The organism is Pantoea sp. X-Soil-TKNS-1207, assembly GCF_059730485.1.
The window spans coordinates 123,259-147,557 of record NZ_AP035958.1 but is presented as its reverse complement, the minus strand read 5'-3'; the positions used below and the strand labels follow the sequence as shown (position 1 = coordinate 147,557).

General features: G+C 57.8%; 19 protein-coding genes and 1 tRNA gene. 1 reads left to right on the top strand and 19 read right to left on the bottom strand.

Going from position 1 to position 24,299, the window contains the following annotated elements:
• Positions 1 to 11: 11 nt before the first annotated feature.
• From bcsB to AC6I8V_RS00595, 13 genes are all read right to left on the bottom strand, one after another.
• A complete protein-coding gene (gene bcsB / locus AC6I8V_RS00655; RefSeq protein ID WP_497844034.1) occupies positions 12 to 2,537 on the bottom strand; it encodes a cellulose biosynthesis cyclic di-GMP-binding regulatory protein BcsB in 2,526 nt (841 codons plus the stop codon).
• Entirely contained in the window at positions 2,534 to 4,639 is a 2,106-nt protein-coding gene (bcsA, locus tag AC6I8V_RS00650) for a UDP-forming cellulose synthase catalytic subunit (RefSeq protein WP_497844033.1), read from the bottom strand. The genes bcsB and bcsA overlap by 4 nt, the downstream gene beginning before the upstream one ends.
• Before the next feature lie 53 nt (positions 4,640 to 4,692).
• The gene (bcsQ, locus tag AC6I8V_RS00645) at positions 4,693 to 5,493 is read right to left on the bottom strand and encodes a cellulose biosynthesis protein BcsQ (protein WP_497844032.1); all 801 of its coding nucleotides are present in this window, start codon (positions 5,491 to 5,493) and stop codon (positions 4,693 to 4,695) included.
• Positions 5,484 to 6,218 (bottom strand): cellulose biosynthesis protein BcsO, encoded by a 735-nt coding sequence (bcsO, locus tag AC6I8V_RS00640; protein WP_497844031.1) that lies wholly within the window; start codon positions 6,216 to 6,218, stop codon positions 5,484 to 5,486. The genes bcsQ and bcsO overlap by 10 nt, the downstream gene beginning before the upstream one ends.
• A gap of 476 nt (positions 6,219 to 6,694) precedes the next feature.
• Positions 6,695 to 7,705: a dipeptide ABC transporter ATP-binding subunit DppF gene (gene dppF / locus AC6I8V_RS00635; protein WP_497844030.1), complete on the bottom strand. Its 1,011-nt coding sequence runs from the start codon at positions 7,703 to 7,705 to the stop codon at positions 6,695 to 6,697.
• Positions 7,695 to 8,681 (bottom strand): dipeptide ABC transporter ATP-binding protein, encoded by a 987-nt coding sequence (gene dppD / locus AC6I8V_RS00630; RefSeq protein WP_497844029.1) that lies wholly within the window; start codon positions 8,679 to 8,681, stop codon positions 7,695 to 7,697. Before dppD ends, dppF begins: the two co-directional genes overlap by 11 nt.
• 12 nt (positions 8,682 to 8,693) lie before the next feature.
• Positions 8,694 to 9,596, bottom strand: coding sequence for a dipeptide ABC transporter permease DppC (gene dppC, locus AC6I8V_RS00625; RefSeq protein WP_497844028.1), 903 nt, complete (start codon positions 9,594 to 9,596; stop codon positions 8,694 to 8,696).
• Between the two features lie 9 nt (positions 9,597 to 9,605).
• Positions 9,606 to 10,625 carry a dipeptide ABC transporter permease DppB gene (gene dppB, locus AC6I8V_RS00620; protein ID WP_497844027.1) on the bottom strand — a complete coding sequence of 340 codons (1,020 nt, stop codon included), beginning with the start codon at positions 10,623 to 10,625 and terminating at the stop codon, positions 9,606 to 9,608.
• A gap of 201 nt (positions 10,626 to 10,826) precedes the next feature.
• Positions 10,827 to 12,437, bottom strand: coding sequence for a dipeptide ABC transporter periplasmic-binding protein DppA (gene dppA, locus AC6I8V_RS00615; RefSeq protein WP_497844026.1), 1,611 nt, complete (start codon positions 12,435 to 12,437; stop codon positions 10,827 to 10,829).
• A gap of 835 nt (positions 12,438 to 13,272) precedes the next feature.
• Positions 13,273 to 13,349 (bottom strand) — tRNA-Pro (locus AC6I8V_RS00610).
• 125 nt (positions 13,350 to 13,474) lie between these two features.
• Positions 13,475 to 15,169 carry a kdo(2)-lipid A phosphoethanolamine 7''-transferase gene (gene eptB, locus AC6I8V_RS00605; protein ID WP_497844025.1) on the bottom strand — a complete coding sequence of 565 codons (1,695 nt, stop codon included), beginning with the start codon at positions 15,167 to 15,169 and terminating at the stop codon, positions 13,475 to 13,477.
• 250 nt (positions 15,170 to 15,419) lie between these two features.
• The gene (locus AC6I8V_RS00600; RefSeq protein WP_497844024.1) at positions 15,420 to 15,848 is read right to left on the bottom strand and encodes an organic hydroperoxide resistance protein; all 429 of its coding nucleotides are present in this window, start codon (positions 15,846 to 15,848) and stop codon (positions 15,420 to 15,422) included.
• 96 nt (positions 15,849 to 15,944) lie between these two features.
• Positions 15,945 to 16,409: a MarR family winged helix-turn-helix transcriptional regulator gene (locus AC6I8V_RS00595; RefSeq protein ID WP_497844023.1), complete on the bottom strand. Its 465-nt coding sequence runs from the start codon at positions 16,407 to 16,409 to the stop codon at positions 15,945 to 15,947.
• A gap of 61 nt (positions 16,410 to 16,470) precedes the next feature.
• Between AC6I8V_RS00595 and AC6I8V_RS00590 the strand changes: the two genes are divergently transcribed.
• A complete protein-coding gene (locus tag AC6I8V_RS00590) occupies positions 16,471 to 17,070 on the top strand; it encodes an HD domain-containing protein (protein WP_497844022.1) in 600 nt (199 codons plus the stop codon).
• Between the two features lie 49 nt (positions 17,071 to 17,119).
• On the opposite strand, the gene AC6I8V_RS00585 is transcribed toward AC6I8V_RS00590, so the two are convergent.
• From AC6I8V_RS00585 to AC6I8V_RS00560, 6 genes are all read right to left on the bottom strand, one after another.
• On the bottom strand, positions 17,120 to 17,416 hold the full coding sequence (locus AC6I8V_RS00585) for an HTH-type transcriptional regulator (RefSeq protein WP_497836561.1): 297 nt from the start codon (positions 17,414 to 17,416) through the stop codon (positions 17,120 to 17,122).
• Between the two features lie 251 nt (positions 17,417 to 17,667).
• A complete protein-coding gene (gene uca / locus AC6I8V_RS00580; protein ID WP_497845736.1) occupies positions 17,668 to 21,267 on the bottom strand; it encodes an urea carboxylase in 3,600 nt (1,199 codons plus the stop codon).
• A 79-nt stretch (positions 21,268 to 21,346) separates the two neighbouring features.
• The gene (locus tag AC6I8V_RS00575) at positions 21,347 to 21,982 is read right to left on the bottom strand and encodes an urea amidolyase associated protein UAAP2 (RefSeq protein WP_497844021.1); all 636 of its coding nucleotides are present in this window, start codon (positions 21,980 to 21,982) and stop codon (positions 21,347 to 21,349) included.
• Positions 21,982 to 22,692 carry an urea amidolyase associated protein UAAP1 gene (locus AC6I8V_RS00570; protein WP_497844020.1) on the bottom strand — a complete coding sequence of 237 codons (711 nt, stop codon included), beginning with the start codon at positions 22,690 to 22,692 and terminating at the stop codon, positions 21,982 to 21,984. Before AC6I8V_RS00570 ends, AC6I8V_RS00575 begins: the two co-directional genes overlap by 1 nt.
• Before the next feature lie 11 nt (positions 22,693 to 22,703).
• Positions 22,704 to 23,465, bottom strand: coding sequence for an ABC transporter ATP-binding protein (locus tag AC6I8V_RS00565; RefSeq protein ID WP_497844019.1), 762 nt, complete (start codon positions 23,463 to 23,465; stop codon positions 22,704 to 22,706).
• 10 nt (positions 23,466 to 23,475) lie between these two features.
• A complete protein-coding gene (locus AC6I8V_RS00560; protein ID WP_497844018.1) occupies positions 23,476 to 24,288 on the bottom strand; it encodes an ABC transporter permease in 813 nt (270 codons plus the stop codon).
• Positions 24,289 to 24,299 lie beyond the last annotated feature (11 nt).

The following is a 24,299-nucleotide window of genomic DNA, read 5'->3' as shown; positions in this document are numbered from 1 at the left end:
TGTTTTTATCCTTACTTCTTGCCGGACTTGCTATCACCCTGCGGGTTGAGACGTCGCCATGCATGACGTTTCAGCATTACCCAGGCGCCACCACCCACCAGTGCCGAGAGCAGCAGCGCGGCAATCGCCATCAGCACCGAGTGCTGGTTGGCATACCACACCACCATCATGTACCAGGGCATTTCACCGCTCGGGAACTGTGGCCCGACGCGGAAACTGCGGATACCGTTTTCATCGGTGATGATGGCGGTATCGCCACGAATACCGGCGTTAATCCGCGCCGAGTTCAAATCCTGATGCAGTCGCAGCAGCTGGTCATCGCTGGTCGCTACCGTCATCACCACCAGGCGATCCGGGTTCCACGGCGAGCGATAGCTGACAAAGCCGCGCCACGCCTCATTGGAGGAGAAGTAACGATCCGCATCCAGCTGCTGGCGATACCAGTCACCGACCAGCCAGCCACGCAGCTTGTCCCAGGTGGTGGGATCTTTCACCCCCAGCGTGCTGCCGCTGGTTTCATACGGCGTCCCCGCCAGCATCGCCTGATTAAAGGCGCTGTTTTGCGTGGTGCTCACCGTCAGCAGATCGCTGCGCTCCAGACGCGCCAGGTTGGTGCCGCCATTCGGCATACCGAACAGCACCTGGTTCTGCGCCAGCGGCACGCCTGTGGCGTTACCGGCACGCGCCGCCATATCCAGCAGCGTGGCGATCTCCGCATCGCTCGGTTTTTCCGGCAGCATCAGCGTGGTCTGGGCGAAATCCGCCAGACGTGAGAACGGGAAGGAGGCACCGACGAAGTACGACAGGTTCGGCAGCATGGTGAAGTGACGCGTGTGACTTAGGTCGATCGACGAGTCATCTTCGATGCGGCTTTTGATGTTGTTATTCAGCAACACGCCGCATGGCGCATCCGCCTTCGGTTTGATGTTGAAGTACAACGCCAGCTGGTTGTCACCGTAAATCAGGTAAGGATCGAGCTTCAGCGTGTAGTTTTCCTGACGCGCATCGCCACCCAGACGGTGCCAGGCGCTCTCCAGCAGACCGACTTTATTCACCGTCAGGTTGCGCAGGAAGGTGCCGTTCAGCATCACGTTGAGGAACGAATTGTTCTCGTCGATCCAGCTTTCTGACGGGAAGCGATAGTGCAGGTTTACCGGAATGGTATCGCCGTCCCACATAAACAGATCCGGCGCGGCGCGGAAGTTCACGCTCAGCGCATCGTGCCAGATACCGGTGGCGGTCAGGCTCTGATCCTTACGCAGCAGCTCACTCAGACGCACCGGGCGGCTGGTATTGATCCAGCGCGGCGCATCATACGGTTTACGCAGCGCAATCGGCTGCGGCTGGACGTTAAGGTTGCTGGCATCGGTAGTCAGCGGCTGCGTGGTCAGACGGTTGGCCGCCTGACGCAGCTGGGCATCATCCGCCCCGCTCACCAGCAGCAGTTTGTACACCGGGTTGTTCGGGTTATCGACCATCTGCAACGTCGGGCCGTTGGCGGCCGGGAAGGTCAGACCGCCAATTTTATCGCCCGGATGACCGAACAGGATGCCGTTGTGCTCCGGCAGATCGCCGCGTACCACCGGGAAACGAATGCCACGGTAGTCCGACTGAATCCCCAGCCAGGACGCCACCAGCGCGGCCGCGCTGACGGCATCCGGCGTGACGTTAGCGGCAAAGCCAATGCTGACGCTGGCGGGCGTCATGCGCAGCGGATCGAGGAACGGACGCGGGAAGTTACGCAGGCTGGTGCCGATGTTGAGCTGCTGTCCTTCGAGGCTCAGCGTGGTTTTCGGCAGAATCGCTACCTGGTACTGCTGCGCGCTCTCTTTCTCGCACAGCAATTTGTCCGCATCGTTGATCTTGAAACTCAGGTTGTTGCTCGACACCACCATCGCGGCCGGAATATCGAGCTGATAATCGCTGACATCACTGTCGCTGGCGCCGAGCGGCAGCGTGCCCAGCGGCTGACCATTCAGCATCAGTTGCAGCGAGGTATTACGCGCCGCCAGCGCTGCCGAGACGCGCAGCGACAGGTTGAGGCGCGCATTGGTGATCACTTCGTCACTCGGCAGGGTAAACACGATGCCGGACTGCAACTGGCCGCCGGTGAGGATGATGCCCTGCTTCTGGCCCATCTGCGCCACTGAAATCACGGTGCTGACCGGCTGATTAAGCGGAGCGGCAGAAATCACCGGCGCAGGGGCAGGCACCGGCGCGGGGGCCGGTGCAGGCGTCGGCAGCACCATTTCGGGCGCGGCGCTGTCGCTGGCCGCGGCGGGCGCAGCATTCTGTACCGCGGGTGCGTTTTCCACCGGCGCGTTTTCCACCGGCGCGTTGGCGGCGGGCGCATAAGGAGCAGCACCGGCGGCGGCTTTCAGCTGGTCATCGGCATTGGTATCCAGCCCCTGCGGCGGAGGAACCTGGCCGAGGGCCGAACTGTCCTGCGTGACGGCCGGTGTATCCGCCCAGGCCGGGGCGAGCAGCAGCGCGGTTGCCAGCGAACTCGCCAGCAACGTTTGCGTCAATGTCTTCATGCAGCGCTGTCCTCTTTCACGGCTGGCTGAGCATCCTGCTTACGTTTATTACGGCGGTCTTTCCACGTCAGCCAGAACAGCTCAAACACGGTACGAATAATGGTGCCAAGTGACAGCAGCGGGTTGTCCTGCTTGTACTGCGGCTGAATCCACGCATCGGCGCGCGCCAGCACCACGCGCACCAGTTCACGGCGGCGCGACAGCGGCATGGCTTCAAAGCGCAGACGAATGGTTTCTTCATCGCCGGAGATTTTGCTTACCGGGATGGTGATAGCGCCGGATTTCAGCAGCAGATCAATCTCTTCGATCTCATCAAACTCATGACGGCCATCCGGTGCATCGAGCTGCGCGCCGCCCATCGACAGGTCGCTGGTCATGGTGCGTGACGAGATGCCGCTGGCGTAGTGAATAATCGCCGGGATCTGCACTTCAATACGGATGGTTTTACGCACCTGTTTGGTTTCGCGCGCCACGGCAATCGCCGCCATCAGGATAATCAGGCTGAATACCGCCCAGCCGACGTTCAACGCGATCACATAAGGGTCAACGCCGAAGTAGTTATGCATGGTGGCACGCACCACGCCCGCGACGATGCCTACGGTCAGCAGCGCGGCGACAATCACATGCGGACGCACGATGTGGAAGTCGAAGAAGCCCTGATCCAACACGCCACCTTTGTCGGTTACGTTGAACTTGCCGTGCTTCGGCGACAGCATGGTCAGAATGGTCGGGATAACCAGGTGGAAACACATCACCGTTTCGTAAATTTCACCCCAGAAGGTGTAACGGAAACGGCCATTCATACGTGAGTTGACGTACAGCGACATCACCAGATGCGGCAGTACGTAGGCGAAGATCAGCGACGCCGACGAGTGAATGATGTTGAGGTTAAACAGCAGGTAGGCCAGCGGCGCGGTCAGGAACGCCACACGCGGCAGGCCGAACTGGAAGTGCAGCATGGCGTTGAGGTAGCACAGGCGCTGCTGCCACTTCAGGCCACGGCCAAGCAGCGGGTTATCGACGCGGAAAATCTGCGTCATGCCGCGCGCCCAGCGGGTACGCTGAATAATATGCAGGCCGAGACGTTCGGTCGCCAGACCGGCCGCCAGCGGGATCGACAGGAACGCCGAACCCCAGCCCAGACGCTGCATTTTCAGCGCGGTGTGCGCATCTTCGGTAACGGTTTCTACCGCAAAACCGCCAATCTGCTCCAGCGCGCTACGGCGAATTACCGCACAGGAGCCGCAGAAGAAGGTGGCGTTCCAGTTATCGTTACCCTGCTGTACCGGGCCGTAGAACAGCGAACCTTCGTTCGGGATGCTGCGCGCGGCGCGCAGGTTACGCTCGAACGGATCCGGCGAGTAGAAGTAGTGCGGCGTCTGCAACAGCGCCAGTTTGGGATCTTTCAGGAACGGCCCCACCGTCGCCTGCAGGAAGGTGCGGGTGGCGACGTGGTCGCAGTCGAACACGCAAATCAGCTCACCTTTGGTGATTTTCATCGCGTGGTTCAGGTTACCGGCTTTCGCGTGGCGGTTGTCGTCGCGGGTGATATAACCCACGCCCACATCGGCGGCAAATACCGCAAACTCACTGCGTTTACCGTCATCCAGTAAATAGATTTTCAGTTTGTCGCGCGGGTAATCAATACACTGCGCGGCCAGCACCGTATCGCGGACAACGTCGAGGCTTTCGTTATAGGAAGGCACATAGACATCCACCGTCGGCCACAGGCTGGTATCTTCCGGCAGCGGTTCAATGGTGCGTTTTAATGGCCAGGTCGTTTGCAGGAAGCCGAGAATTAAGATCAGCCAGACATACAGCTCGGCAATATATAAACCGATGCCGAGAATAGCCTCAATCTCAGAATTAAACTGTAACGTCTCCGTGGTGCGCCACCAGATATATCGGGTAGACATGAGCGCGGAGAGAATGACCATAACCACAGTTATTTTGCGGCTTTTGCTAAAGCCCATCAAAAACATCATCCCGATGCTAATCAAGCCAAAAATATATTGTTTCTGGCTGTCCATCGGCGTGATGATGATTACCGCTGCGACGGGTGCAAGCACCAGCAGCAGCAGGTAAAACCCGATTTTACTCATGATTCACCCTGCGGAGCTGTGTTGTTATTATGCGGCCTGGCAACGCCAGGCAGTTAATAATGGCTGCGTATTGGGGCCTGAACTTCGCCGTTGCCGACGGAGATATTCAGAATATTGGAAACGCGTTTGGCAACCAGCTCAATATCAAACGCTGCCGCAGAAGCAGGGCTGAAATCAAAAACAGATTGCTGTGAAGCATTGGCTTCCGCGACGCTTTCATCACGGTGAACTACGCCAAGTAAACTTTCACCCAGCCGCTGCTGCATAAAAGCGGTGACATCACGGCTTATATTGCGGCGATTGTCGCTTTGGTTGAGAACAAAATAGTGTCCACGTTTATTATTTAGTGGCTGACCAATCATGCGATCATTTTCAATTTGCGGCAGCAGAGAAACGGAAGCGGTATCTGCCAGCATTACCACTAAATGCATATCGGCAAGTGCTGTCATCGCTTTTAATGCCGGACCAGGGCCTGGCGGAAAATCAGCAATAATGACCAGGCCGGGATAATTTAATACCGTATCCAGTCCGCGTTTCAGGAAATGCGGATCTTTACTCAGCTTTTCTTCAAAACGCTCACGTTGTTCTTCAGTGACATCACCATAAGGCATCACAAAAATATTGCCGCCGGTGGTGAGGATCGATTGGCTCCAGTCGGCCTGCTCATCCGAACGCGCTACAAAGCCACGGCCATCATGTAGCGGAACGCCGAAATGCAGACGTAAGGCGTTCTGCACGTCGAAATCGATTGCCAAAACTTTGCTGCCTGCGCGGGCCAGACTCCAGGCCAGGTTGGCCGCCATGGTGGTCTTCCCTACTCCCCCTTTTGGCGAGCACACACAAACTAACGGCATAGGGCAATCTTCTCCAGTAACGGTTTCAGTAGTGTCTCTTTCGACAGGTTCACAGGCTCAGCGGGCCGTGAACGGAATAACGCGCCAAAACGTGACGTTGCCGCAGCAGGCTGTGGTGCCGGTGCGGTGGGTAACGCAAAAGTGTGTGCCGGTGCGGCAGCCACCGGAGCGGGCGCCGGTGTCGGTGCGATAAAAGGTGCAGGGGCTGGCGCCGGTGCGACCCGCGGCTCAGCTGCCGCAGCCACCACGGGGGCCGGGGCCACTGGCGCTTCAACCGGTTTGGGCGGCGGAGGCGGAAACAGCGAGGTGGTCGCCTGGCGGTCAACATGGGTCGCCTTCGGCGCTACCGAAGGTGCCGGTGTGGTCGGCGCGGGTGGAAACAGTGAGGAGACGGCCGCACGTTCGGCGGCAGCCGGAGTCGCCCCGGCCACAGGCGTCGCTGCCAGGCTGTCGAGAATAGAACCGCGAGCGCTGCTGACCAGCGGCGCAGCCGGTGACTGTTGCGCTGCGGCGCTAAATTCGTTGCCGCGAATCGGCTGCGGTTGTGGTAAATCAATGCGCTGGCCACTGCCCAGGGTTTCCTGGTCGTCGTCAGCGGCCAGCTGACGGATAATCGCCCACTGACTTTGTTCGGCTTCCTGCGCCTGCCCAGACATATCCTTGAAAGCGATATCCAGCGTCTGCGTTTTTTCCTTAAAACGCTGCAAATCGTCGTAGTTCTTCATGACCGGGACGCCTGTAAAAGGAGGGGGGAAATTTTCGCGAATATATCACATCACTTAAAACACAGTGAGAGAATTCTGATTATTAAACCACCGCATTCAATAAAAGAGTTTAATCTATAAGATAGAAAAAAAGGCACTTAAATTACTATGCTGCTGTTTATATGCCGGAATTAATTAATAACGGTTAACTGAAATAATCATCGTGATAATCTTTTCATAACTTACTGAAAAATCACTAACCCTCTGCATGTTACGGATTTTTCCACTACGTGACGAAGCTCACACAATTCTGACAAAATTCAGAATTTGTCTTAACAGTGGATCGGATTTTTAAGGCCAGCGCATGACAGATGCAGAGGGGTTATGGATTTTCCAGACCAGCCATTATAGTGGCTACAGTCTTAAATTTTTCTGAAGTTTAAAAGCGCCAAAGAAAAAGGCCCCATTCGGGGCCTTTAACGGTTATCGATAAAAATTTATACGCCAGCGACCGGCTGATTTTCGTCCTGATCCACGGCGAAACAGGCGATTTGCTGCTCACCGTAGGTTTTCAGTTTTGGCTGCAATTGTACGCAGGTACCAAAGCGGCGACGGCAGCGTGCATTGAATGCGCAGCCGGGCGGCGGGTTCAGCGGGCTGGGCAGCTCACCGGTCAGTTTGATACGCTCACGACGCTCATCAGGATTCAGGCGCGGTGTCGCCGACAGCAACGCCTGGGTATAGGGATGACGCGGATTGCTGAAGATCGCCTCTTTACTGCCCTTCTCCACGCAGCGACCGAGGTACATCACCATCACCTCATCCGCGATATGCTCCACCACCGACAGATCGTGGGAAATAAACACATAGGAGAGGCCGAGATCCTGTTGCAGGTCCATCATCAGGTTGAGTACCTGGGCGCGCACCGACACGTCCAGCGCCGATACCGGTTCATCGGCAATCAGCACATCCGGATCGAGCATCAGACCGCGTGCAATGGCGATACGCTGACGCTGACCGCCGGAGAACATGTGCGGGTAGCGATCGTAATGCTCGGTTTTCAGGCCTACCTTCGCCATCATCTCCAGCGTTTTTTCGCGACGTTCCGCTTTGCTCAGCGTGGTGTTGATCACCAGCGGTTCTTCCAGAATCTGGCTGACTTTTTTACGCGGATTGAGCGAACCGTAGGGGTTCTGGAACACGATCTGAATTTTCTGACGACGCAGTTTCTGCGCCTGCGGATCGTGTTTCAGCAGGTCCTGGCCGTGCCAGAACAGCTGCCCTTCGGTCGGGGTTTCAATCATGGTCAGCAGACGGCCCAGGGTGGATTTACCACAGCCTGACTCCCCCACCACCGCCAGCGTTTTGCCGCGTTCCAGGTTGAACGACACGCCATCCAGCGCCTTAACCAGTCGCTCCTGGCCAAACAGCCCTTTCTTCACCGGGTAATGCTTTTTCAGGTCTATCGCCTGCAACAGGTAATCCTGCTGATTATTTTCATGACTCATAAGTCGGTCTCCCGGCATCATCCAGTGGGAAGTGACATTTGGACTGACGGCCCGGAATATCGCGCAGTTCAGGTTCTTCGCGACGGCAACGGTCAGTCACATAGGGGCAGCGCGGATTCAGCAGGCAGCCGGTCGGGCGATCGTATTTACCCGGCACCACGCCCGGCAGCGAAGCCAGACGCGCTTTATCGGCAGCGAATTCCGGCAACGCCCGCAGCAGCGCCTGAGTGTAGGGATGGCGCGGCGCTTTGAAGATATCCACCGCTTTACCGCTTTCCACTACCTGACCGGCATACATCACAATGATGTGCTGCGCCGCTTCTGCCACCAGCGCCAAATCATGGGTGATCAGGATCAGCGCCATGTTTTCCTGCTTCTGTAAATCCAGCAGCAGCTCGATGATTTGCGCCTGGATAGTCACGTCGAGCGCGGTAGTCGGCTCATCGGCGATCAGCAGTTTGGGTTTGCAGGCGATCGCCATGGCGATCATCACGCGCTGGCTCATGCCACCGGACAGCTGGTGCGGATACACATCCAGACGCGAGGCTGGATCGGGAATGCCTACCTGCTCAAGCAAATCAATGGCGCGCTGACGACGGGTACTTTTACTGCCGCCCTGATGCACTTTCAGCGCTTCCATAATCTGGAAGCCCACGGTGTAACACGGGTTGAGGCTGGTCATCGGGTCCTGGAAGATCATCGCCACTTCGGCACCCACCAGCTGGCGGCGCTCTTTCTCGGAGATGCGTTGCAGATCGCGCTGGTTAAATTCCAGCTTCTCTGCCATCACCCGGCCGGGGAAATCAATCAGCCCCATAATCGCCAGCGAGCTGACCGATTTGCCGGAGCCGGATTCACCCACGATGCCGACCACCTGGCCCTGCTCAACCTGATAACTGATGCGGTCAACCGCACGGAACGGTGTTTTCTCGTCGCCGAAATGCACCGACAGTTTTTCTACATTTAATAACGCCATCTCGGTGCCTCTTTACTGCTTGAGTTTCGGGTCGAGTGCATCACGCAAACCATCGCCCATGAGGTTGAATGCCAGTACCGTCAGCAGGATGACCACCCCAGGGAAGGTGACGACCCACCAGGCACTTTGCGCGTACTGCAACACGTCGGAGAGCATGGTGCCCCACTCCGGTGTCGGCGGCTGCGCCCCCATACCGAGAAAGCCCAACGCCGCCATATCGAGGATGGCGTTGGAGAAGCCTAACGATGCCTGCACAATCAGCGGTGCCAGGCAGTTAGGCAGAATATTGACGAACATCTGGCGCAGCGTACCGGCACCGGCCACGCTGGAGGCGGTGACGTAATCACGGTTCACTTCAACCAGCACCGCAGCACGCGTCAGACGGATGTAGTGCGGCAGCGCCACGAAGGTGAGCGCCAGTGCGGCGTTGACAATCGACGGGCCAAAAATCGCCACCAGTACCAGCGCCAGCAGCAGGCTGGGCAGCGCCAGCATGATATCCACCAGGCGCATGATGATGGCGTCAACCACGCCGCCGATATAACCGGCCATCAGACCGAAAACCACGCCCAGAATCAGCGACAGCACCACCACCAGGCAGCCCACCAGCAGCGACAGGCGTGCGCCAAACATCAGACGCGAAAGAATATCGCGCCCCACGTCATCGGTGCCGAGAATAAATTTCCAGCTGCCGCCATCCTGCCATACCGGCGGGTGCAGCAGCGCATCACGGAACTGATCGGCTGGCGCGTGGGGGGCCAGCACCTCAGCAAAGATGGCGATCAGCAGCATCAGAATGATGTAAACCAGGCCGATAACCGCGCCTTTATTACGTTTGAAGTAGTGCCAGAATTCCTGAATCGGGGTCATCGGCTTCGGTGCAACGCTTACGCTTGCGGGATCAACAGCAGACATGATGCCCCCTTATTTCTTATGACGGATACGTGGGTTAACCACGCCGTACAACAAATCAACCAGCAGGTTGACCAGGATGATCAGCACCGCCACCAGCAGCACGCCGCCCTGCACCACCGGATAATCGCGGCGTTGCAGCGCTTCAATCAGCCAGCGACCGAGGCCCGGCCAGGAGAAGATGGTTTCTGTCAGGATGGCGCCGGCCAGCAGCGTACCGACCTGTAAGCCGATCACCGTGACCACCGGCAGCATGGCGTTACGCAGCGCGTGCACCACGATCACGCGCATACGCGTCAGCCCTTTGGCGCGCGCGGTGCGGATGTAGTCCTCGCCCAGCACTTCCAGCATTGAGGAGCGCGTCATACGCACGATCACCGCCAGCGGGATGGTGCCCAGCACGATAGCGGGCAGAATCATATGCATCACGGCATCTTTGAAGTCGCCCGGTTCGCCCCAGATCAGGGTATCAATCAGCATAAAGCCGGTGAGCGGGTGACTGTCATCGAGGAAGATGGTGTCGCTGACACGGCCGGAGACAGGCGTCAGGTTAAGCTGCACCGACACCAGCATGATCAGCATGATGCCCCACCAGAAAATCGGCATCGAGTAACCGGTCAGCGAGATACCGACGGCGGTGTGATCGAAGACGGAGCCGCGTTTCACTGCTGCCAGCACGCCCACCGGAATGCCGACGGCAACGGCGAAAATCATCGCGCAGATGCCCAGCTCCAGCGTGGCTTTAAAGCGCGGAACGAATTCGTCCCACACCGGGATGCGGCTTTTCAGCGAGATACCCAAATCACCGTGCAAAACGCCGTTGATATAGGTGAGATATTGTTTCCACAGGGGTTGGTCAAGACCAAACATCGCCATCAACTGCGCGTGGCGTTCTGGCGTGATACCGCGTTCACCCGCCATGATCAGGACCGGGTCACCGGGGATCAGATGGACAAACGCAAAGGTCAACAGGGTAATACCGATAAACGTTGGGATGACAAGACCCAGACGTCGGAGTATGAACTGCAGCATAAGCCGTACTCTCAGTCATTTCCCACGGCGTCGCCGCCGGGGACTACATTGCTTAAAACATACATCCGGCACATAGCCGAACGCGACGCCAGAAGCGCTTCAATATAAGAAATTAGCCGGAAAAAAAAGTGCGGGGCACGGGCGGTCAAGAGACCGCCCGAGGGCCGACGGCGTCGACCCTGACCGCCATAATCCGAAAGGTTATTCCTGGATATCGACGTTTTCGAAGTGATGTTTACCTAACGGGTCAACCACATAGCCAGTCACTTTCTTGCTCACTGGCTCATACACGGTGGAGTGCGCAATGATCAGCGCCGGAGCCTGCTCATGCATGATCACCTGAGCCTGTTTGTAGTACTCAATACGTTTGTTGTGATCGGCTTCAGCACGGGCTGGCTGAATCTGATCTTCAAACGGCTTGTAGCACCAGCGTGAGTAGTTGGAACCGTCTTTCGCCGCCGCACAGCTGAACAGCGTGGCGAAGAAGTTGTCCGGATCCCCATTGTCACCGGTCCAGCCCATCATCACGGTCTGATGTTCACCCGCTTTGGCGCGTTTCAGGTACTCGCCCCACTCGTAGGTCACGATGTTGGCTTTAACGCCAATTTTCGCCCAGTCAGCCTGAACCATTTCCGCCATACGACGGGCGTTCGGGTTGTATGGACGCTGTACCGGCATCGCCCACAGGTCGATGGAGAAACCATCCGGCAGACCGGCTTCTTTCAGCAGTTCTTTGGCTTTAGCCGGATCGTACGGGTAATCCTGCACCGCGTCGTTGTAGCCCCACATGGTTGGTGGGATCAGGTTTTTCGCGGCCTGGCCAGCGCCCTGATAAACCGCTTCAATGATGGCTTTCTTATTCACCGCCATGGTCAGTGCCTGACGCACTTTCACGTTATCCAGCGGTTTTTTCTCGGTGTTGAACGACAGGTAGCCGACGTTCAGACCCGGTTGTTCCAGCAGATTGATGTTTTTGTCTTGTTTCATGCGCGCGATGTCAGCCGGGTTCGGGTACGGCATCACCTGGCATTCGCCTTTTTGCAGCTTGGCGTAACGCACAGAGGCATCAGGCGTGATAGAGAAGACTAAGCGATCGATTTTCGGCTTGGTACCCCAGTAGTCCGGGTTGGCTTTGTAGAGAATGCGCGAGTCTTTCTGGTATTGCAGCAGCTGGAACGGACCGGTACCCACCGGGTTCAGGTCCAGTTTTTCCGGCGTACCGGCTTTCAGCATGTTGTCAGCGTACTCTTTCGACAGGATAGACGCGAAGTCCATACCCAGGTCAGCAAGGAACGGAGATTCCGGACGCGTCAGCGTGAAGCGTACGGTGTTATCGTCCACTTTCTCGATTTTGCTAATCAGGTTCGGCATGTCCATGCCTTCGAAATACTCGTAGCTGCCGCCGGAAACGCCGTGGTACTTGTTGTTTTTATCGAGCTGACGCTCGAAGGAGAAAATCACGTCATCAGCGTTGAGGTTACGCGTCGGTTTGAAGTCTTTGGTGGTTTGCCACTTCACGCCTTTGCGCAGATGGAAGGTATAGGTTTTGCCGTCAGCGCTCACATCCCACTTTTCGGCCAGACCCGGAACCACTTCGGTGGTGCCGATTTTAAATTCAACCAGACGGTTGTAGATCGGTACGGAACTGGCGTCGTAGGTGGTACCAGAGGTGAACAGCTGAGGGTTAAAACCTTCCGGCGACCCTTCTGAACAGTACACAAGGGTTTTCGCCTGGACACCCGCGGCAACGGTCATAGCGATCAGGCTCAGACCGACCTTCAGCATCCTGGATTTAGCCAGGGAGTTGATCATGTTTTGCTCCATTGTGATGTGATGTTGTGTGCTTTGCGCCTGACCTCTGATTTTTTTATGCGGTTCAGGCAAGTCACCTTAGGTGACCAAAATGCGAGTCGTTTTTTTTGTTGCGCTGGCACCGTGGAAACCGCCAGACGCGTTCAACTCTACATCTATTGACGCATCAATTTGTCAACAGTTGCAATGAACGTCAATACAACGTGGGGTTATTTACATAGAGTGTGAGTAACCGCAAGCAACGATAAAAAACACCCTTCAGCCTGTAAGCCAATATTTAAAAAGGTAAGAAAGCGCGCTACACCGTGTGATTATCTGGCTATACAGCCAAATGACAGTGATTATCACCGCTAAAAAACATACAAATATTGCCAGTAAATGTTGAATATCTGAACGATTCCCCGTGCGTTATGACGTTCAGGTAGCGAAATATGCTGGACTATTGGCATAAGAAATCAGCAAAAAGCAAAAAGCGGTCATAAGAAGAATGTGTCGCGAATTAAGAACACAGCGACGATGTGGCAAGGGATTGATAGCTGTGAGCAGGAATAATGACGACTATTTTGTGATTGGCGGGTGTAAGGGGTGAATTGTTAACTTTTGATAATTCTGACCATTTGATAAAAATGCCAGGGAAATGGGGGCCGCATCCGAGGGTGATCGCTAAACCGGATGCCCAGCGAGAGCAGCGGTGCGAATAAATTCGTCCCCAACAGCGGAACCCGAGGGGCGACATTTATGCCGACCAGGCCAATACGCCGGGCCGCGAATATACGCGCATAGCCAAATGACAGACGAAAAAAAACCTGCTTTTACAAGCAGGTTTTCTTAAATCTGGTCGGTGAGAGAGGATTCGAACCTCCGACCCCTTCGTCCCGAACGAAGTGCGCTACCAGGCTGCGCCACTCACCGATGGGGGCGCATCTTACTGCGCCGGTTCTGGAGCGTCAATCCCTTTTTGTGCAATTCAACGCGTTTGCCTGGAAAGCAGGCAGCGGAGGAAAAGCCCCCGCCGCTCAATAAGTTCCAGGCAAAAATTACAACGTTTTGACCCCGTCAGACGCAGCTGGCGCCTGGCACCAGTTATTCGCCGCTTTGATGCCGCCGTTCGGCGAACTGTAGCCCAGGCAGCCAAGAATGGTGTCAAACAACTCGACATGACGATGCGTCTTACCGACGCGCTGCTGAGCCTGTAAACGCTCAAAATTGCTGCGATTGGTTGGGTCAGCCAGATACTTATCGGAAGCCCAGACCATCATCGGTACGCGGAACTGCTCCGGCGGGGCCATTTCACGCGGCGTGCCGTGTAAATGCATGTTCTCGCTGATCGACTCGCCGTGGTCGGAGGCATAAAACACAATCGCTTTCTTATCACGCAGCTGATCCAGCACGCTGTCCAGCATACTATCAACGTACAGAATCGAGTTGTCATAGGCGTTAATCAACTGCGCTTTGCTGCACGTCTCATCAACCCCCATACACTCCGGCTGATAGCGGGCAAAACTGCGTGGATAGCGCTGCGAATACAGGTAATGCGACCCCTTAGTATGCAGCACCACCAGATGCTTCCCTTTCGGGTAACGCGCCAGCGACGCCTGTAACTCCGGCACCAGCAGCATATCGTCAACCGCTTTGCCCTGATTACGCTTCTCTGAACCAATCTGCTCGCGGAACGAGAAGTTATCTACGTCGGCGTTATCGTAGAACCACACTTCACTCTGCATGGCGAACAGCTCTGAGCTAAAGCCCAGCTCTTTCATCACCGCAAAAATATTCTGTTCTTTCAGGGTGCGGCCCGGATTATCCATGGTGCCGCCCTCGCGTACGAACATGCAGCGCAGCGACAGCTTGGTGGCGGTATCGCAGGACTCCCCGCGAAACGCCACCAGATTCTTCTCTTTCGACAGTTTCGGCGTGGTATCGCGGTCGTACCCCAGCATCCCCATATGATCCCAGCGCGTGGTCTCGCCAATCACAAACACCACGTAGGTATCATCGATGCCTGGCGGCGCCACGTAGGTGAACTTCTTCGCCGGGTCCAGCAACTCCTGGCTATCTACCGTCTCGTCCAGTTTGGTCCAGGCAAACAACCCAAGCGCAGCAATCCAGTTTGATGGCAGATAAGAGTGCGCCACCACGCCGCCATAGCTCGGCAGATCGATGTTGGTGATCTCTTCGTTGACCTTTTGCAGCTTGTCGAAATAGCGAATCGGCAGCCACACCAGCGCCACGCACAGCAACAGAATCGCCGTGGGTTTCAGGCGCTGGCCTGGCGTTTTCAGCTGCTCAATCAGGGTGAAGCTCAGGTTATTACGCCAAATCATCAGCAGCGGCAGGGCGCTGACCAGCACCATCCACAGCACAAAATGCAGGCCAATCACCTCCTTCGACAGATCGACATCGGTGGTCATCACCGATGCGACAATGCCGTAGCCAATCACCACGTTAAAAAACGCCATGTAATAGGCGGAAGCGACCGAGATCACCACCATCAGGCTGGCAAGTACGCGATAAAACACCTTGCCGCCCAGCGACAGCAGTCGCATGACGAAGAAGGTCAGCAGCACGATCGCCACCACTTCTGCCAGCGCAGAGACCCAATTTACCAGTGAGGATTTCGTCAGAAAACCGTCAAAACGGCGATAAAAAATCGGCAAATTCAATAAGATGCCGATGTACAGCGCAAGCAGTAAGGACAGCTTCTGCTGCGTTAACGTTTTAATATAATTCATGAATATATGTATTCCCGGCCCGGTGTCGGTGCATCAACCGTAAATGTGACTGTGTAAAGGCAGCAGAGTTCGCTTTCGCCGCTGAAAAGCGTGATGCAGCGTACAGGATCGAGAGGAATCTGAACGAAAGGGAGAGGGAGTAGAGCACGCGCTCAGAGGTAAGACCAGACAAATTTGGTTACTTGTGCGAATTGCACACTTTTTGTTCACCTGATGCAGGGCCGCCATGAGTGGCGACCCTTATGGCTTATTAATTGATGATATTCAGCGTCACATCAATATTGCCGCGCGTCGCGTTGGAGTATGGACACACGATATGCGCCGCATCGACCAGTTTCTTCGCTTCGTCAGCGTCCATTCCCGGCAGATGAATGTTCAGTTTTGCCTCAATACCGAAACCATTCGGGATCGGACCGATACCCACTTCGCCTTCAATCCATGCGTCTTTGGCGATGGCAAACTTGTCGCGCGCCGCAACAAACTTCATGGCGCCGAGGAAACAGGCGGAATAACCGGCGGCGAACAGCTGCTCCGGGTTGGTAACTTCACCGCCCGCGCCGCCCATCTCTTTAGGCACACCCAGCTTCACATCCAGCACGCCATCAGAAGAAGTGGCACGACCATCACGACCACCGGTTGCTTTTGCTTTTGCGGTATAGACAACTTTCTCTAAAGACATGATAACCTCGTATATTCGCTATATAATCGCGTGCTACTTATTTAGCACAGCCTAAAAGATCCGGGAGCGGCAGCGTGCGCCACGCCCGGCATGTTGTTACTTCGCGCGATTCAGATTGTCGCGCAACGCGTCCAGCTGATTTTTCAGCGTCAGCAGCGTGTCATCATCACAAGCCGAAGCGCATTTAATCGCTTCAGGAATCGACTGCGCCTGCTGGCGCAGGGCGCGTCCTTCGTCGGTCAGGGTAACTACCACCTGGCGTTCATCCTGGCGCGAACGCGCCCGACGCAGCAGCCCGGCACTCTCCAGCCGTTTCAGCAGCGGCGTCAGCGTGGCGGAATCAAGAAACAGCTGCTCGCCAATCTCCGATACCGTCACATCATCCTTCGTCCACAGCACCAGCATCACCAGATATTGCGGATAGGTGATTTCCAGCTGCGCCAGAAGCTGGCGGTAGACCTTATGCATCGCCAGATTCGCCGAATAGAGGGCGAAACAGAGATGCTGGTCCAGCTGGAGTGGCGTCTGCTGCACTTTTTTGTCATCTTGGTTACTGTTCATGTAATTGAATATAGATAGCGCGCTAGATAATTGCAAGCTACTTTTTTCCGGAGAATAAAATATGCGGGATTCACTGGAAGATCAGGCGCGCCGCTATGCCGCTCAGGCTCATGCCGAAGCCGGACAGCGTCGCAAATATACCGATGAGCCTTATATCGTCCACCCGGCTGCGGTGGCCGAGCTGGTGCGCAGCGTCACCGATGATGAAGCGATGCTGGCCGCCGCCTGGCTGCACGATACGGTGGAAGACACTCCCAGCACCTTGCAGGACATTGAAAACCACTTTGGCCCACGCGTGGCGTCACTGGTGGAGATGCTCACCGACAGCGCCCAGCCGCAGGCGAAAAATCGCGCTGCACGCAAGCTGGCGCATTTTCGCCATACCGCGCAGGCGTCGTCCGAAGCGCAAACCATCAAACTGGCTGACATCATCGATAATACCCGCGCTATCGTGCAGTTTGATCCGCACTTCGCCCGCGTCTATCTGGTGGAAAAACAGGTGCAGATTCAGCTGTTAAATGACGGCGACAAACAGCTATGGCAGCAGGCAGACAGCATTATTCGTCAGGGGATAGCGCAACTGGCGCAGCCGCCGTACAGCGTGCCGGAGAGCTGGTTTGCCGAACAGGCGGCGAAATATGGCGTAATGCCGCTCAATTAAGGGCAAAAAAAACCCGCCATAAAGGCGGGTCAGAACCGTTAGTCGTTATTTACTCAAGCAACTGTCTGCCCAGATAGGGATTGGCCTGCAACAGCTTCATCAATTTGCGCGCCGTAGCGGAAGGGCGCGTACGTTGCGCCTCCCAGCTTTTCACTGAGGAGACGCTCACCCCCATCACGCGGGCGAATTCATCCACCTGCATGCCGGTCATCTCTCGTAAACGCTGTGGCTCGGGAACTGACGCCTTAGAAAGGGCGATTTCAGATACAGAAGGCTGTGCATCACGTGTCAAAACAATCTGTTCAAGACTACTAAGTAACTCGACCATTGGATCTTTTATTTCCATAGAGAACTCCTTAAAACTCACTATGAATCACGTGAAAGTAGAGAGGTAAAGCGTCCGAAGACGCTGAAACCGGCCAGTTCAGGCTGCATCCCGCAGCGGTTTAAGAGGAATTTTTATGAAACCGTTACGGGACACAGCCTGGTGCACACTGCGAAAACATATCAGGGCAATGCATCTTATGACCGGGTCTCTAAGTATGGGGCGAGATCACCGGGTTTGCTGCCTTAATCCTGATTATTTTTTCATCTTTCTTATAACGCGACAGGATCGATCACCATAAGTAATTGTCCTGCCTGTACTTGCTGCCCGGCCTGTCGTTGCAGGCTATGGATTTTTCCACTCACCGGCGCGACGATCGGGATTTCCATCTTCATGGATTCGAGAATACCGACGGTGGCTCCCGCTTCAATATTACTTCCGGGTTCCACCAGCCACTGCCAGACGCTGCCTGCCACCTGACTCTCCACGCCACAACAATCGGCGGGGATCGGCGTCTCTTCGTGGCTTTGCGCCTGCAACTGGCTATCAAAGGTAAACTGCCCCTCGGCGCGCCAGCGTGCCAGCTCGCTGTCAAACGCCTGCTGGCGCTGCTGCTGGAAGCTGTCAATCTCCGCGGCCTGCTGCGTCAGCAGCGCCTGATAATCAGCCAGGCGGAACTCGCCCTCTTCCATACGCAGTGGATAATCGCCCCACGGAAAGCGCTCGCGAATCTCCAGCAGCTCGTCGGCGCTCACCGGGTAAAAACGGATCTGGTCAAAGAAGCGCAGCAGCCAGGGTTGGGTAAAGGCGGATGTCTGACGATCACGGTTCCACATCTGCAAGGTGCGCCCGACAAACTGATAACCGCCCGGCCCTTCCATGCCATACACGCACAGATACGCGCCGCCGATACCCACCGAGTTCTCCGCCGTCCAGGTACGCGCCGGATTATATTTGGTGGTGACTAAGCGATGACGCGGATCGAGCGGAGTCGCAACCGGTGCGCCGAGATACACATCGCCCAGCCCCATCACCAGATACGCCGCGCTGAACAGCATCTCCTTCACCGCTTCAACGCTTTCCAGCCCGTTGATACGGCGGATAAATTCGATATTGCTCGGACACCAGGGCGCATTGGGTCGGACAGACTGGCTGTAGCGTTGAATCGCTTCACGGCAGGCTTCATCATCCCAGCTGAGTGGCAGCCACACCGTACGCGAAGGGACGGCGGCATCAGCTAAGGTTCCCAGTAACGTATCAGCCTGCAAAATCTGCGCCAGCAGCTCACTTCTTGCGCAGATTTGCGCATCATAGTGAATCTGTAACGAGCGGATGCCTGGCGTCAGCTCCAGCCGACCCGGCAGCGGATGCGCCTCCAGCCATTGCATCAACGCATGGACGCGAAACCGCAGCGCGATATCTAACAGAAGATCGCCATATTCCACCAACAGAAAGCGGTCGCCGGCGGCGCGCACGCTGAGCGACGGCAGCCCTGCTGCTGCTGCATGTTGGTGCAGCAGCGGATCAATCAGGGGCAGCGCTGCGCTTACCGGCAGAGGCTGAGGCTGAAGCGTCGCGATCTCTTCACGCTGCGCCAGCGCCAGCCGATCGGCACTGGCCAGATCGATCGGCATAAACTGCACGCGATCCCCGGCCTTCAATTGGCCGAGCTTCCACAGATCGGCGTCGATCACCGTGGCCGGGCAGACAAAGCCACCCAGCGACGGGCCATCCGGGCCGAGGATCACCGGCATGTCGCCGGTAAAATCGACGGTGCCGAACGCGTACGCGTTGTCATGGATGTTGGAGGGGTGCATTCCCGCTTCGCCGCCATCGCTGCGCGCCCAGGTCGGCTTCGGTCCGATCAGGCGAATGCCGGTGCGGCTGGAGTTGTAGTGCACCTGCCACTCAGCGGCAAAAAATTCACCAATGTCGTCAGCGGTGAAAAAGGCTGGCGCGCCGTGCGGCCCGTAGATCACCCGCAGCTGCCAGTGGCCGCTTAGCGTCGGCAGCAGTGCAGACGGCAGCTGTTGCTCAGCCAGCAGCGCAGGCGCGGCCAGATGCAGCACATCACCGGCCCGCAGCGCGCGCCCGGCATGGCCGCCGAATTTGCCCAGCGTAAAGGTGCTGCGGCTGCCGAGATAGCGCGGCGTATCCAGCCCACCGGCCAGCAGCAGATAGCTGCGGCTGCCGTCACGCACCTCGCCCAGCGTCAGGGTTTGCCCGGCCTGGGCGCTGACAATCTGGTTCATCGGCAGCGGATGCTGATCGAGCTGCGCCGCCAGCGGTGCGCCGGTCAGCACAAAGCTGCACGCCTGATTAAAGCGCAGCGTCGGCCCGCGCAGGGTGATCTCCAGCCCGGCGGCCTGCGCATCGTTGCCCAGCAGGCGATTGCCCAGCTGAAACGCGCGGCTGTCGAACGGGCCGGAGGGCGGGACGCCAACGTGCCAGTAACCGGTGCGGCCCGGCGCGTCCTGTACCGTGGTCAGGGTGCCGCCGCTGAGGATATCCAGCGTCGGCGGTTGCCACTGCACGCCGCCCAGCGTGGCGGTGATGATGCGCCCCTGCTGCACCTCCGCCAGGGTTAATAAATGCCGCAGCCACAGCAGATTGGTTTCGATGCCGTACAACTCTGTGGCCGCCAATGCCTGCGCCAGCCCGGCCAGCGCCTGCTCCCGGTCCGCCCCGTGCACAATCACCTTCGCCAGCATCGGGTCGTAAAACGGCGAAACCTCCATGCCGCTCTCCACGCTGCTGTCGACGCGCAACGCGGCGCTGGCCAGCGCTGACGGGAACTGCACCTGGCTCAGCAGACCGGCGCTCGGCTGAAACTGTTTCGCCGGATCTTCCGCATACAGCCGTACCTGGATGGCATGGCCCTGCGCCACCGGTTGCAGGCTGGCAAGCGGCGGCAGCGTCTGCTGCGCCAGTTCCACCATCCAGCGCACCAGATCCACGCCGTACACCATCTCGGTAACGCCGTGTTCCACCTGCAAACGGGTGTTCACTTCGAGGAACCAGAACTGCTGGCTGCTCGCGTCGTAAACATATTCCACCGTCCCCGCGCTGCGGTAGCGCACCGCGCGCCCCAGCCGTACCGCCGTGGCCTGCAACTGCGCGCGCACCGCATCGCTTAAACCGGGTGCCGGGGTTTCTTCCATCACTTTCTGATTACGACGCTGCGCCGAGCAGTCGCGCTCGCCGAGCGCTATCACCTCACCCGCGCCATCGCCAAAAATCTGGACCTCGATATGGCGCGCTCTGGCGATAAACTTCTCCAGAAAGACGCCATCATCGGCGAAATTGTTACCTGCCAGACGTTTCACGCGGGTAAAGGCGTCCGCCAGCTGCCGCGCATCATCGCAGCGCTGCATACCAATGCCGCCGCCACCCGCCGTGCTTTTCAGCATCACCGGAAAACCGATATTGATCGCCGCAGCCTGCGCCTCCTCCAGCGAGGTCAGCAAACCGCTACCGGGCAGCAGCGGCACCGCATTTTCCTGCGCCAGCGCGCGGGCGCGATGTTTGAGGCCAAACGCCGCCATCTGCTGCGCGTTCGGGCCGAGAAAGTGCAGGCCCGCCGCTTCGCAGCGATCAACGAATTCGGGGTTTTCACTCAGAAAACCGTAACCGGGATGCAGCGCCTGCGCGCCGCTGCGGGCAGCAATCGCCAGCAGCTTGTCCTGGTTCAGATAGGTATCGCGCACCTGGCCCTCGCCCAGCGACCAGGCTTCATCCGCCAGCCGCACATGGCGCGCGTGGCGATCGGCCTCGGCATACACCGCAATCGCCCTGATATTCATCGCCTGCAAGGTGCGGATAATACGCACCGCAATCGCGCCACGGTTGGCAATCAATACACGCTCAATCATGACTTCATCTCTCATTCCGGCAGGTCGTCCTGCGCTGGCATTGACGGCGGATAACGGGTCGTCCCGTCGCGTCAGGAATTCACCACACGCTGACCAGAATCGGCGTCGGGTTGTACCCGTTACAGGGGTTATTGAGCTGCGGGCAGTTGGAGATCAGCACCAGGATATTCATCTCTGCCACCAGCTCGACATACTTGCCCGGCGCGGAGATGCCGTCGGCGAAGGTCAGTCCGCCCTCGTGCGTCACCGGCACATTCATAAAAAAGTTGATGTTGTGGGTGATATCGCGCCGCGTCAGGCCATATTCCGGGTGCTCTGCCACCGCCAGCATCCAGCTGTCGCGGCAGGCGTGCATATGGCGCTTTTCGAGGTCATAACGCACGGTGTTGCTCTCGGTGGCGCAGGCGCCGCCGAGGGTATCGTGGCGGCCGCAGGTATCGGCGACAATGGTCAGCATTGGCCGGTCGTCATTGGAACGCAGCACGCTACCGGCGGTGAGGAAGACGTTTTGCTGGCCGCGCAGCGTGTCGCTCATGCTGTAGCGTTCGGCGGTATCGTCGGCGTTGAAAAACAGCGTATCCGCCGCCTGGTTGCCCTCCAGATCGGTGATGCGCAGCGTGGCGCCTTTCCCGATGCGGTGCAGCCAGTAATCTCCGGCGCCAATCTGCTGCTGAAAACGGGCATCATCCGCATTGAGCAAACTTGCTTTGATCATCACAACTCTCCCTGCAATTGATAAAGGGCGTTATTGCGCAGGCCGCGCTGGTTCTCGGCGCGTTGCAGGCAATGTTCCGGCAGCGGCGCGCGCTGCGCATCGATCTGTACCCCGAGCGGCTGGCGCGGATACTGGCTGGCATGGCTGAGCGGATGAGGACAGGTGTGCAGCAGCACCAGGGTGTCCATGGCGAAACGCAGCCGCACCTCGGCACCGGCCGCACCCTGCTGTTCCAGTTGCAGCCTGCCGTTGTCGTCAGCACGCACCTGGGCAAAGAAGTTGATGCAGGCGGCCATATCACGCTTGCCGAGGCCATATTTCGCCAGCTCCACCAGGAAGCTGTCGTAGCCGTTCTGATGGCGCTGATTGCGCGCCTGCTGATAGTCGCTGGCGCCGAAGCGCGCAGCGGTTTGCTGCGCATTCAGCGTGCCGCATACGCTCTCGTGCCAGCCGAAACTGTCCTGCTCGATGCCGCAGAAAATGCGTCCCATGTCGGAATAGAGGCAGTGCCCGGCAGTGAGGCGAAAGGTGTGCTGACACTTGAGGGTGTCCGGCGCGTTATAGCGCTCCAGCAGGTTTTCCGGGTTGTAAAACAACATGCCGACATTCGCCCCGCCCGCCACATCGGTGAGGGTCAGCGCAGTGCCGCTGCGCATCACCAGCGACCAGTGCGATCCGGCGGGTAATAACGTTTGATATGAGGTAGTCATGCTTCTCTCCTTCAGGCGACCTGCGATTGCAGCGGTGCCGTCTCAGCGGCCCGCTGGCGATCCAGCGGCAGGTCGTAAGTAATGGTGGCGCCCCAGGCTTCCGGCGCATGGGGATCGTGGCGCAGTTTGTCAAACACCAGCAGACGCGAAGCGAGGCTGAACCCTTCCCGCAGGTCGTGGGTGATCATAAAAATGGTCAGGCCATGCTGCTGCCACAGCTGGGTGATCAGCTGATGCATTTCGCTGCGAATGCCGGGGTCGAGCGCGCCAAAGGGTTCATCCAGCAGCAAAATGCGTGGCTGCTTCATCAGCGCCTGCGCCAGCGCCAGACGCTGCTGCATCCCGCCGGACAGCTGATGCGGGTATTTGCTTTGCGCATGTTCGAGACCGACCTGCGCCAGCATCGCTTGCGCCCGCTGGCGGATCGCCAGCCGCTTACGCCCCCAGACGCGCCCCAGCCAGCGCGCGCTGCTGAACTCATCCGCCAGCATCACGTTGCCCAGCACCGTCAGATGCGGGAACACCGAGTAGCGCTGAAACACCACGCCGCGATGGGCATCGGGTTCATCGGGGATCGGCGCGCCATCCAGCAGCAGCGCGCCTTTGGTTGGCGCTTCGGTGCCGAGCAGCATATTGAGGAAGGTGGTTTTGCCGCAGCCGGAGGCCCCAACAATCGCCACAAACTCCCCCTCTTCCACGCTGATATTCAGACGCTCCAGCACCACCTGCTGGCCGTAGTGCTTCTCAAGATTTTTCAGTTGCAGTAAGGGCATGGTTTGCTCCTTATTTGGCGTAATACCACGGCCAGCAGCGACGGCTGATTAGCCGCAGCAGCAGGTCGAGGGCAAAGGCCAGCAGGGTGATCCAGGCGACGTAAGGCAAAATCACGTCCATCGCCAGATAGCGGCGCATCAGGAAGATGCGATAACCGAGTCCTTCGGTGGCGACAATGGCTTCGGCGGCGATCAGGAACAACCACGCCGAACTCAACGAGAGGCGTACCGCATCGAACAGGCGCGGCATCAGCTGCGGCAGGATCACCCGCCACAGAATCTGCGCGCTGTGGCCGCCCAGCGTCTGCGCCTTCACCAGCTGCTCGCGCGGGATTTTCTCTACCTGCAACTGCAAATCGCGCGCAATCATTGGCGTGATGCCGATAACAATCAGCACCACTTTCGACACTTCGCCAAGGCCAAAGCAGATAAACAGAATCGGCAGAATCGCCAGCGGCGGCACCAGCGCGAACAGCGTTACCAGCGGCGCCAGCACCGCGCGCACCACCGGCAGCGCGCCGGTGAACAGGCCAATCGCCAGCGCCAGCATGGCGCTGATCAGCACGCCGCTCAGCAAACGCAGCAGGCTGGCGGCGGTATCGGTCCACAGCAGGTACTCGCCGGTACGCGGGCTGGGCTGGAACGCCATACGGTTGATGGCGTCACCCATGGCGTTAAAGCCCGGCAGCAGTTTATCCGCCGCGTTGAGGCTTAAGCGCGCATCCGACGCGAACAGATAGACCAGCAGCACCGCCAGCAGCGGCAGCACCCCGAGTAGCAGGCGGCCCATCGGCAGCGGTTGGTAGTTAATCAGTTTACGCATCGGCATCGCTC

Excerpts from the sequence above, each read along its gene's own strand:
- dppB (WP_497844027.1), bottom strand. The coding sequence starts at position 10,625 with ATGCTGCAGTTCATACTCCGACGTCTGGGTCTTGTCATCCCAACGTTT.
- bcsO (WP_497844031.1), bottom strand. The coding sequence starts at position 6,218 with ATGAAGAACTACGACGATTTGCAGCGTTTTAAGGAAAAAACGCAGACG.
- AC6I8V_RS00590 (WP_497844022.1), top strand. The coding sequence starts at position 16,471 with ATGCGGGATTCACTGGAAGATCAGGCGCGCCGCTATGCCGCTCAGGCT.
- dppD (WP_497844029.1), bottom strand. The coding sequence starts at position 8,681 with ATGGCGTTATTAAATGTAGAAAAACTGTCGGTGCATTTCGGCGACGAG.
- dppF (WP_497844030.1), bottom strand. The coding sequence starts at position 7,705 with ATGAGTCATGAAAATAATCAGCAGGATTACCTGTTGCAGGCGATAGAC.
- bcsA (WP_497844033.1), bottom strand. The coding sequence starts at position 4,639 with ATGAGTAAAATCGGGTTTTACCTGCTGCTGCTGGTGCTTGCACCCGTC.
- uca (WP_497845736.1), bottom strand. The coding sequence starts at position 21,267 with ATGATTGAGCGTGTATTGATTGCCAACCGTGGCGCGATTGCGGTGCGT.
- AC6I8V_RS00600 (WP_497844024.1), bottom strand. The coding sequence starts at position 15,848 with ATGTCTTTAGAGAAAGTTGTCTATACCGCAAAAGCAAAAGCAACCGGT.
- dppC (WP_497844028.1), bottom strand. The coding sequence starts at position 9,596 with ATGTCTGCTGTTGATCCCGCAAGCGTAAGCGTTGCACCGAAGCCGATG.
- bcsB (WP_497844034.1), bottom strand. The coding sequence starts at position 2,537 with ATGAAGACATTGACGCAAACGTTGCTGGCGAGTTCGCTGGCAACCGCG.
- AC6I8V_RS00570 (WP_497844020.1), bottom strand. The coding sequence starts at position 22,692 with ATGACTACCTCATATCAAACGTTATTACCCGCCGGATCGCACTGGTCG.
- AC6I8V_RS00575 (WP_497844021.1), bottom strand. The coding sequence starts at position 21,982 with ATGATCAAAGCAAGTTTGCTCAATGCGGATGATGCCCGTTTTCAGCAG.
- eptB (WP_497844025.1), bottom strand. The coding sequence starts at position 15,169 with ATGAATTATATTAAAACGTTAACGCAGCAGAAGCTGTCCTTACTGCTT.
- AC6I8V_RS00565 (WP_497844019.1), bottom strand. The coding sequence starts at position 23,465 with ATGCCCTTACTGCAACTGAAAAATCTTGAGAAGCACTACGGCCAGCAG.
- AC6I8V_RS00595 (WP_497844023.1), bottom strand. The coding sequence starts at position 16,409 with ATGAACAGTAACCAAGATGACAAAAAAGTGCAGCAGACGCCACTCCAG.
- bcsQ (WP_497844032.1), bottom strand. The coding sequence starts at position 5,493 with ATGCCGTTAGTTTGTGTGTGCTCGCCAAAAGGGGGAGTAGGGAAGACC.
- AC6I8V_RS00560 (WP_497844018.1), bottom strand. The coding sequence starts at position 24,288 with ATGCGTAAACTGATTAACTACCAACCGCTGCCGATGGGCCGCCTGCTA.
- dppA (WP_497844026.1), bottom strand. The coding sequence starts at position 12,437 with ATGATCAACTCCCTGGCTAAATCCAGGATGCTGAAGGTCGGTCTGAGC.
- AC6I8V_RS00585 (WP_497836561.1), bottom strand. The coding sequence starts at position 17,416 with ATGGAAATAAAAGATCCAATGGTCGAGTTACTTAGTAGTCTTGAACAG.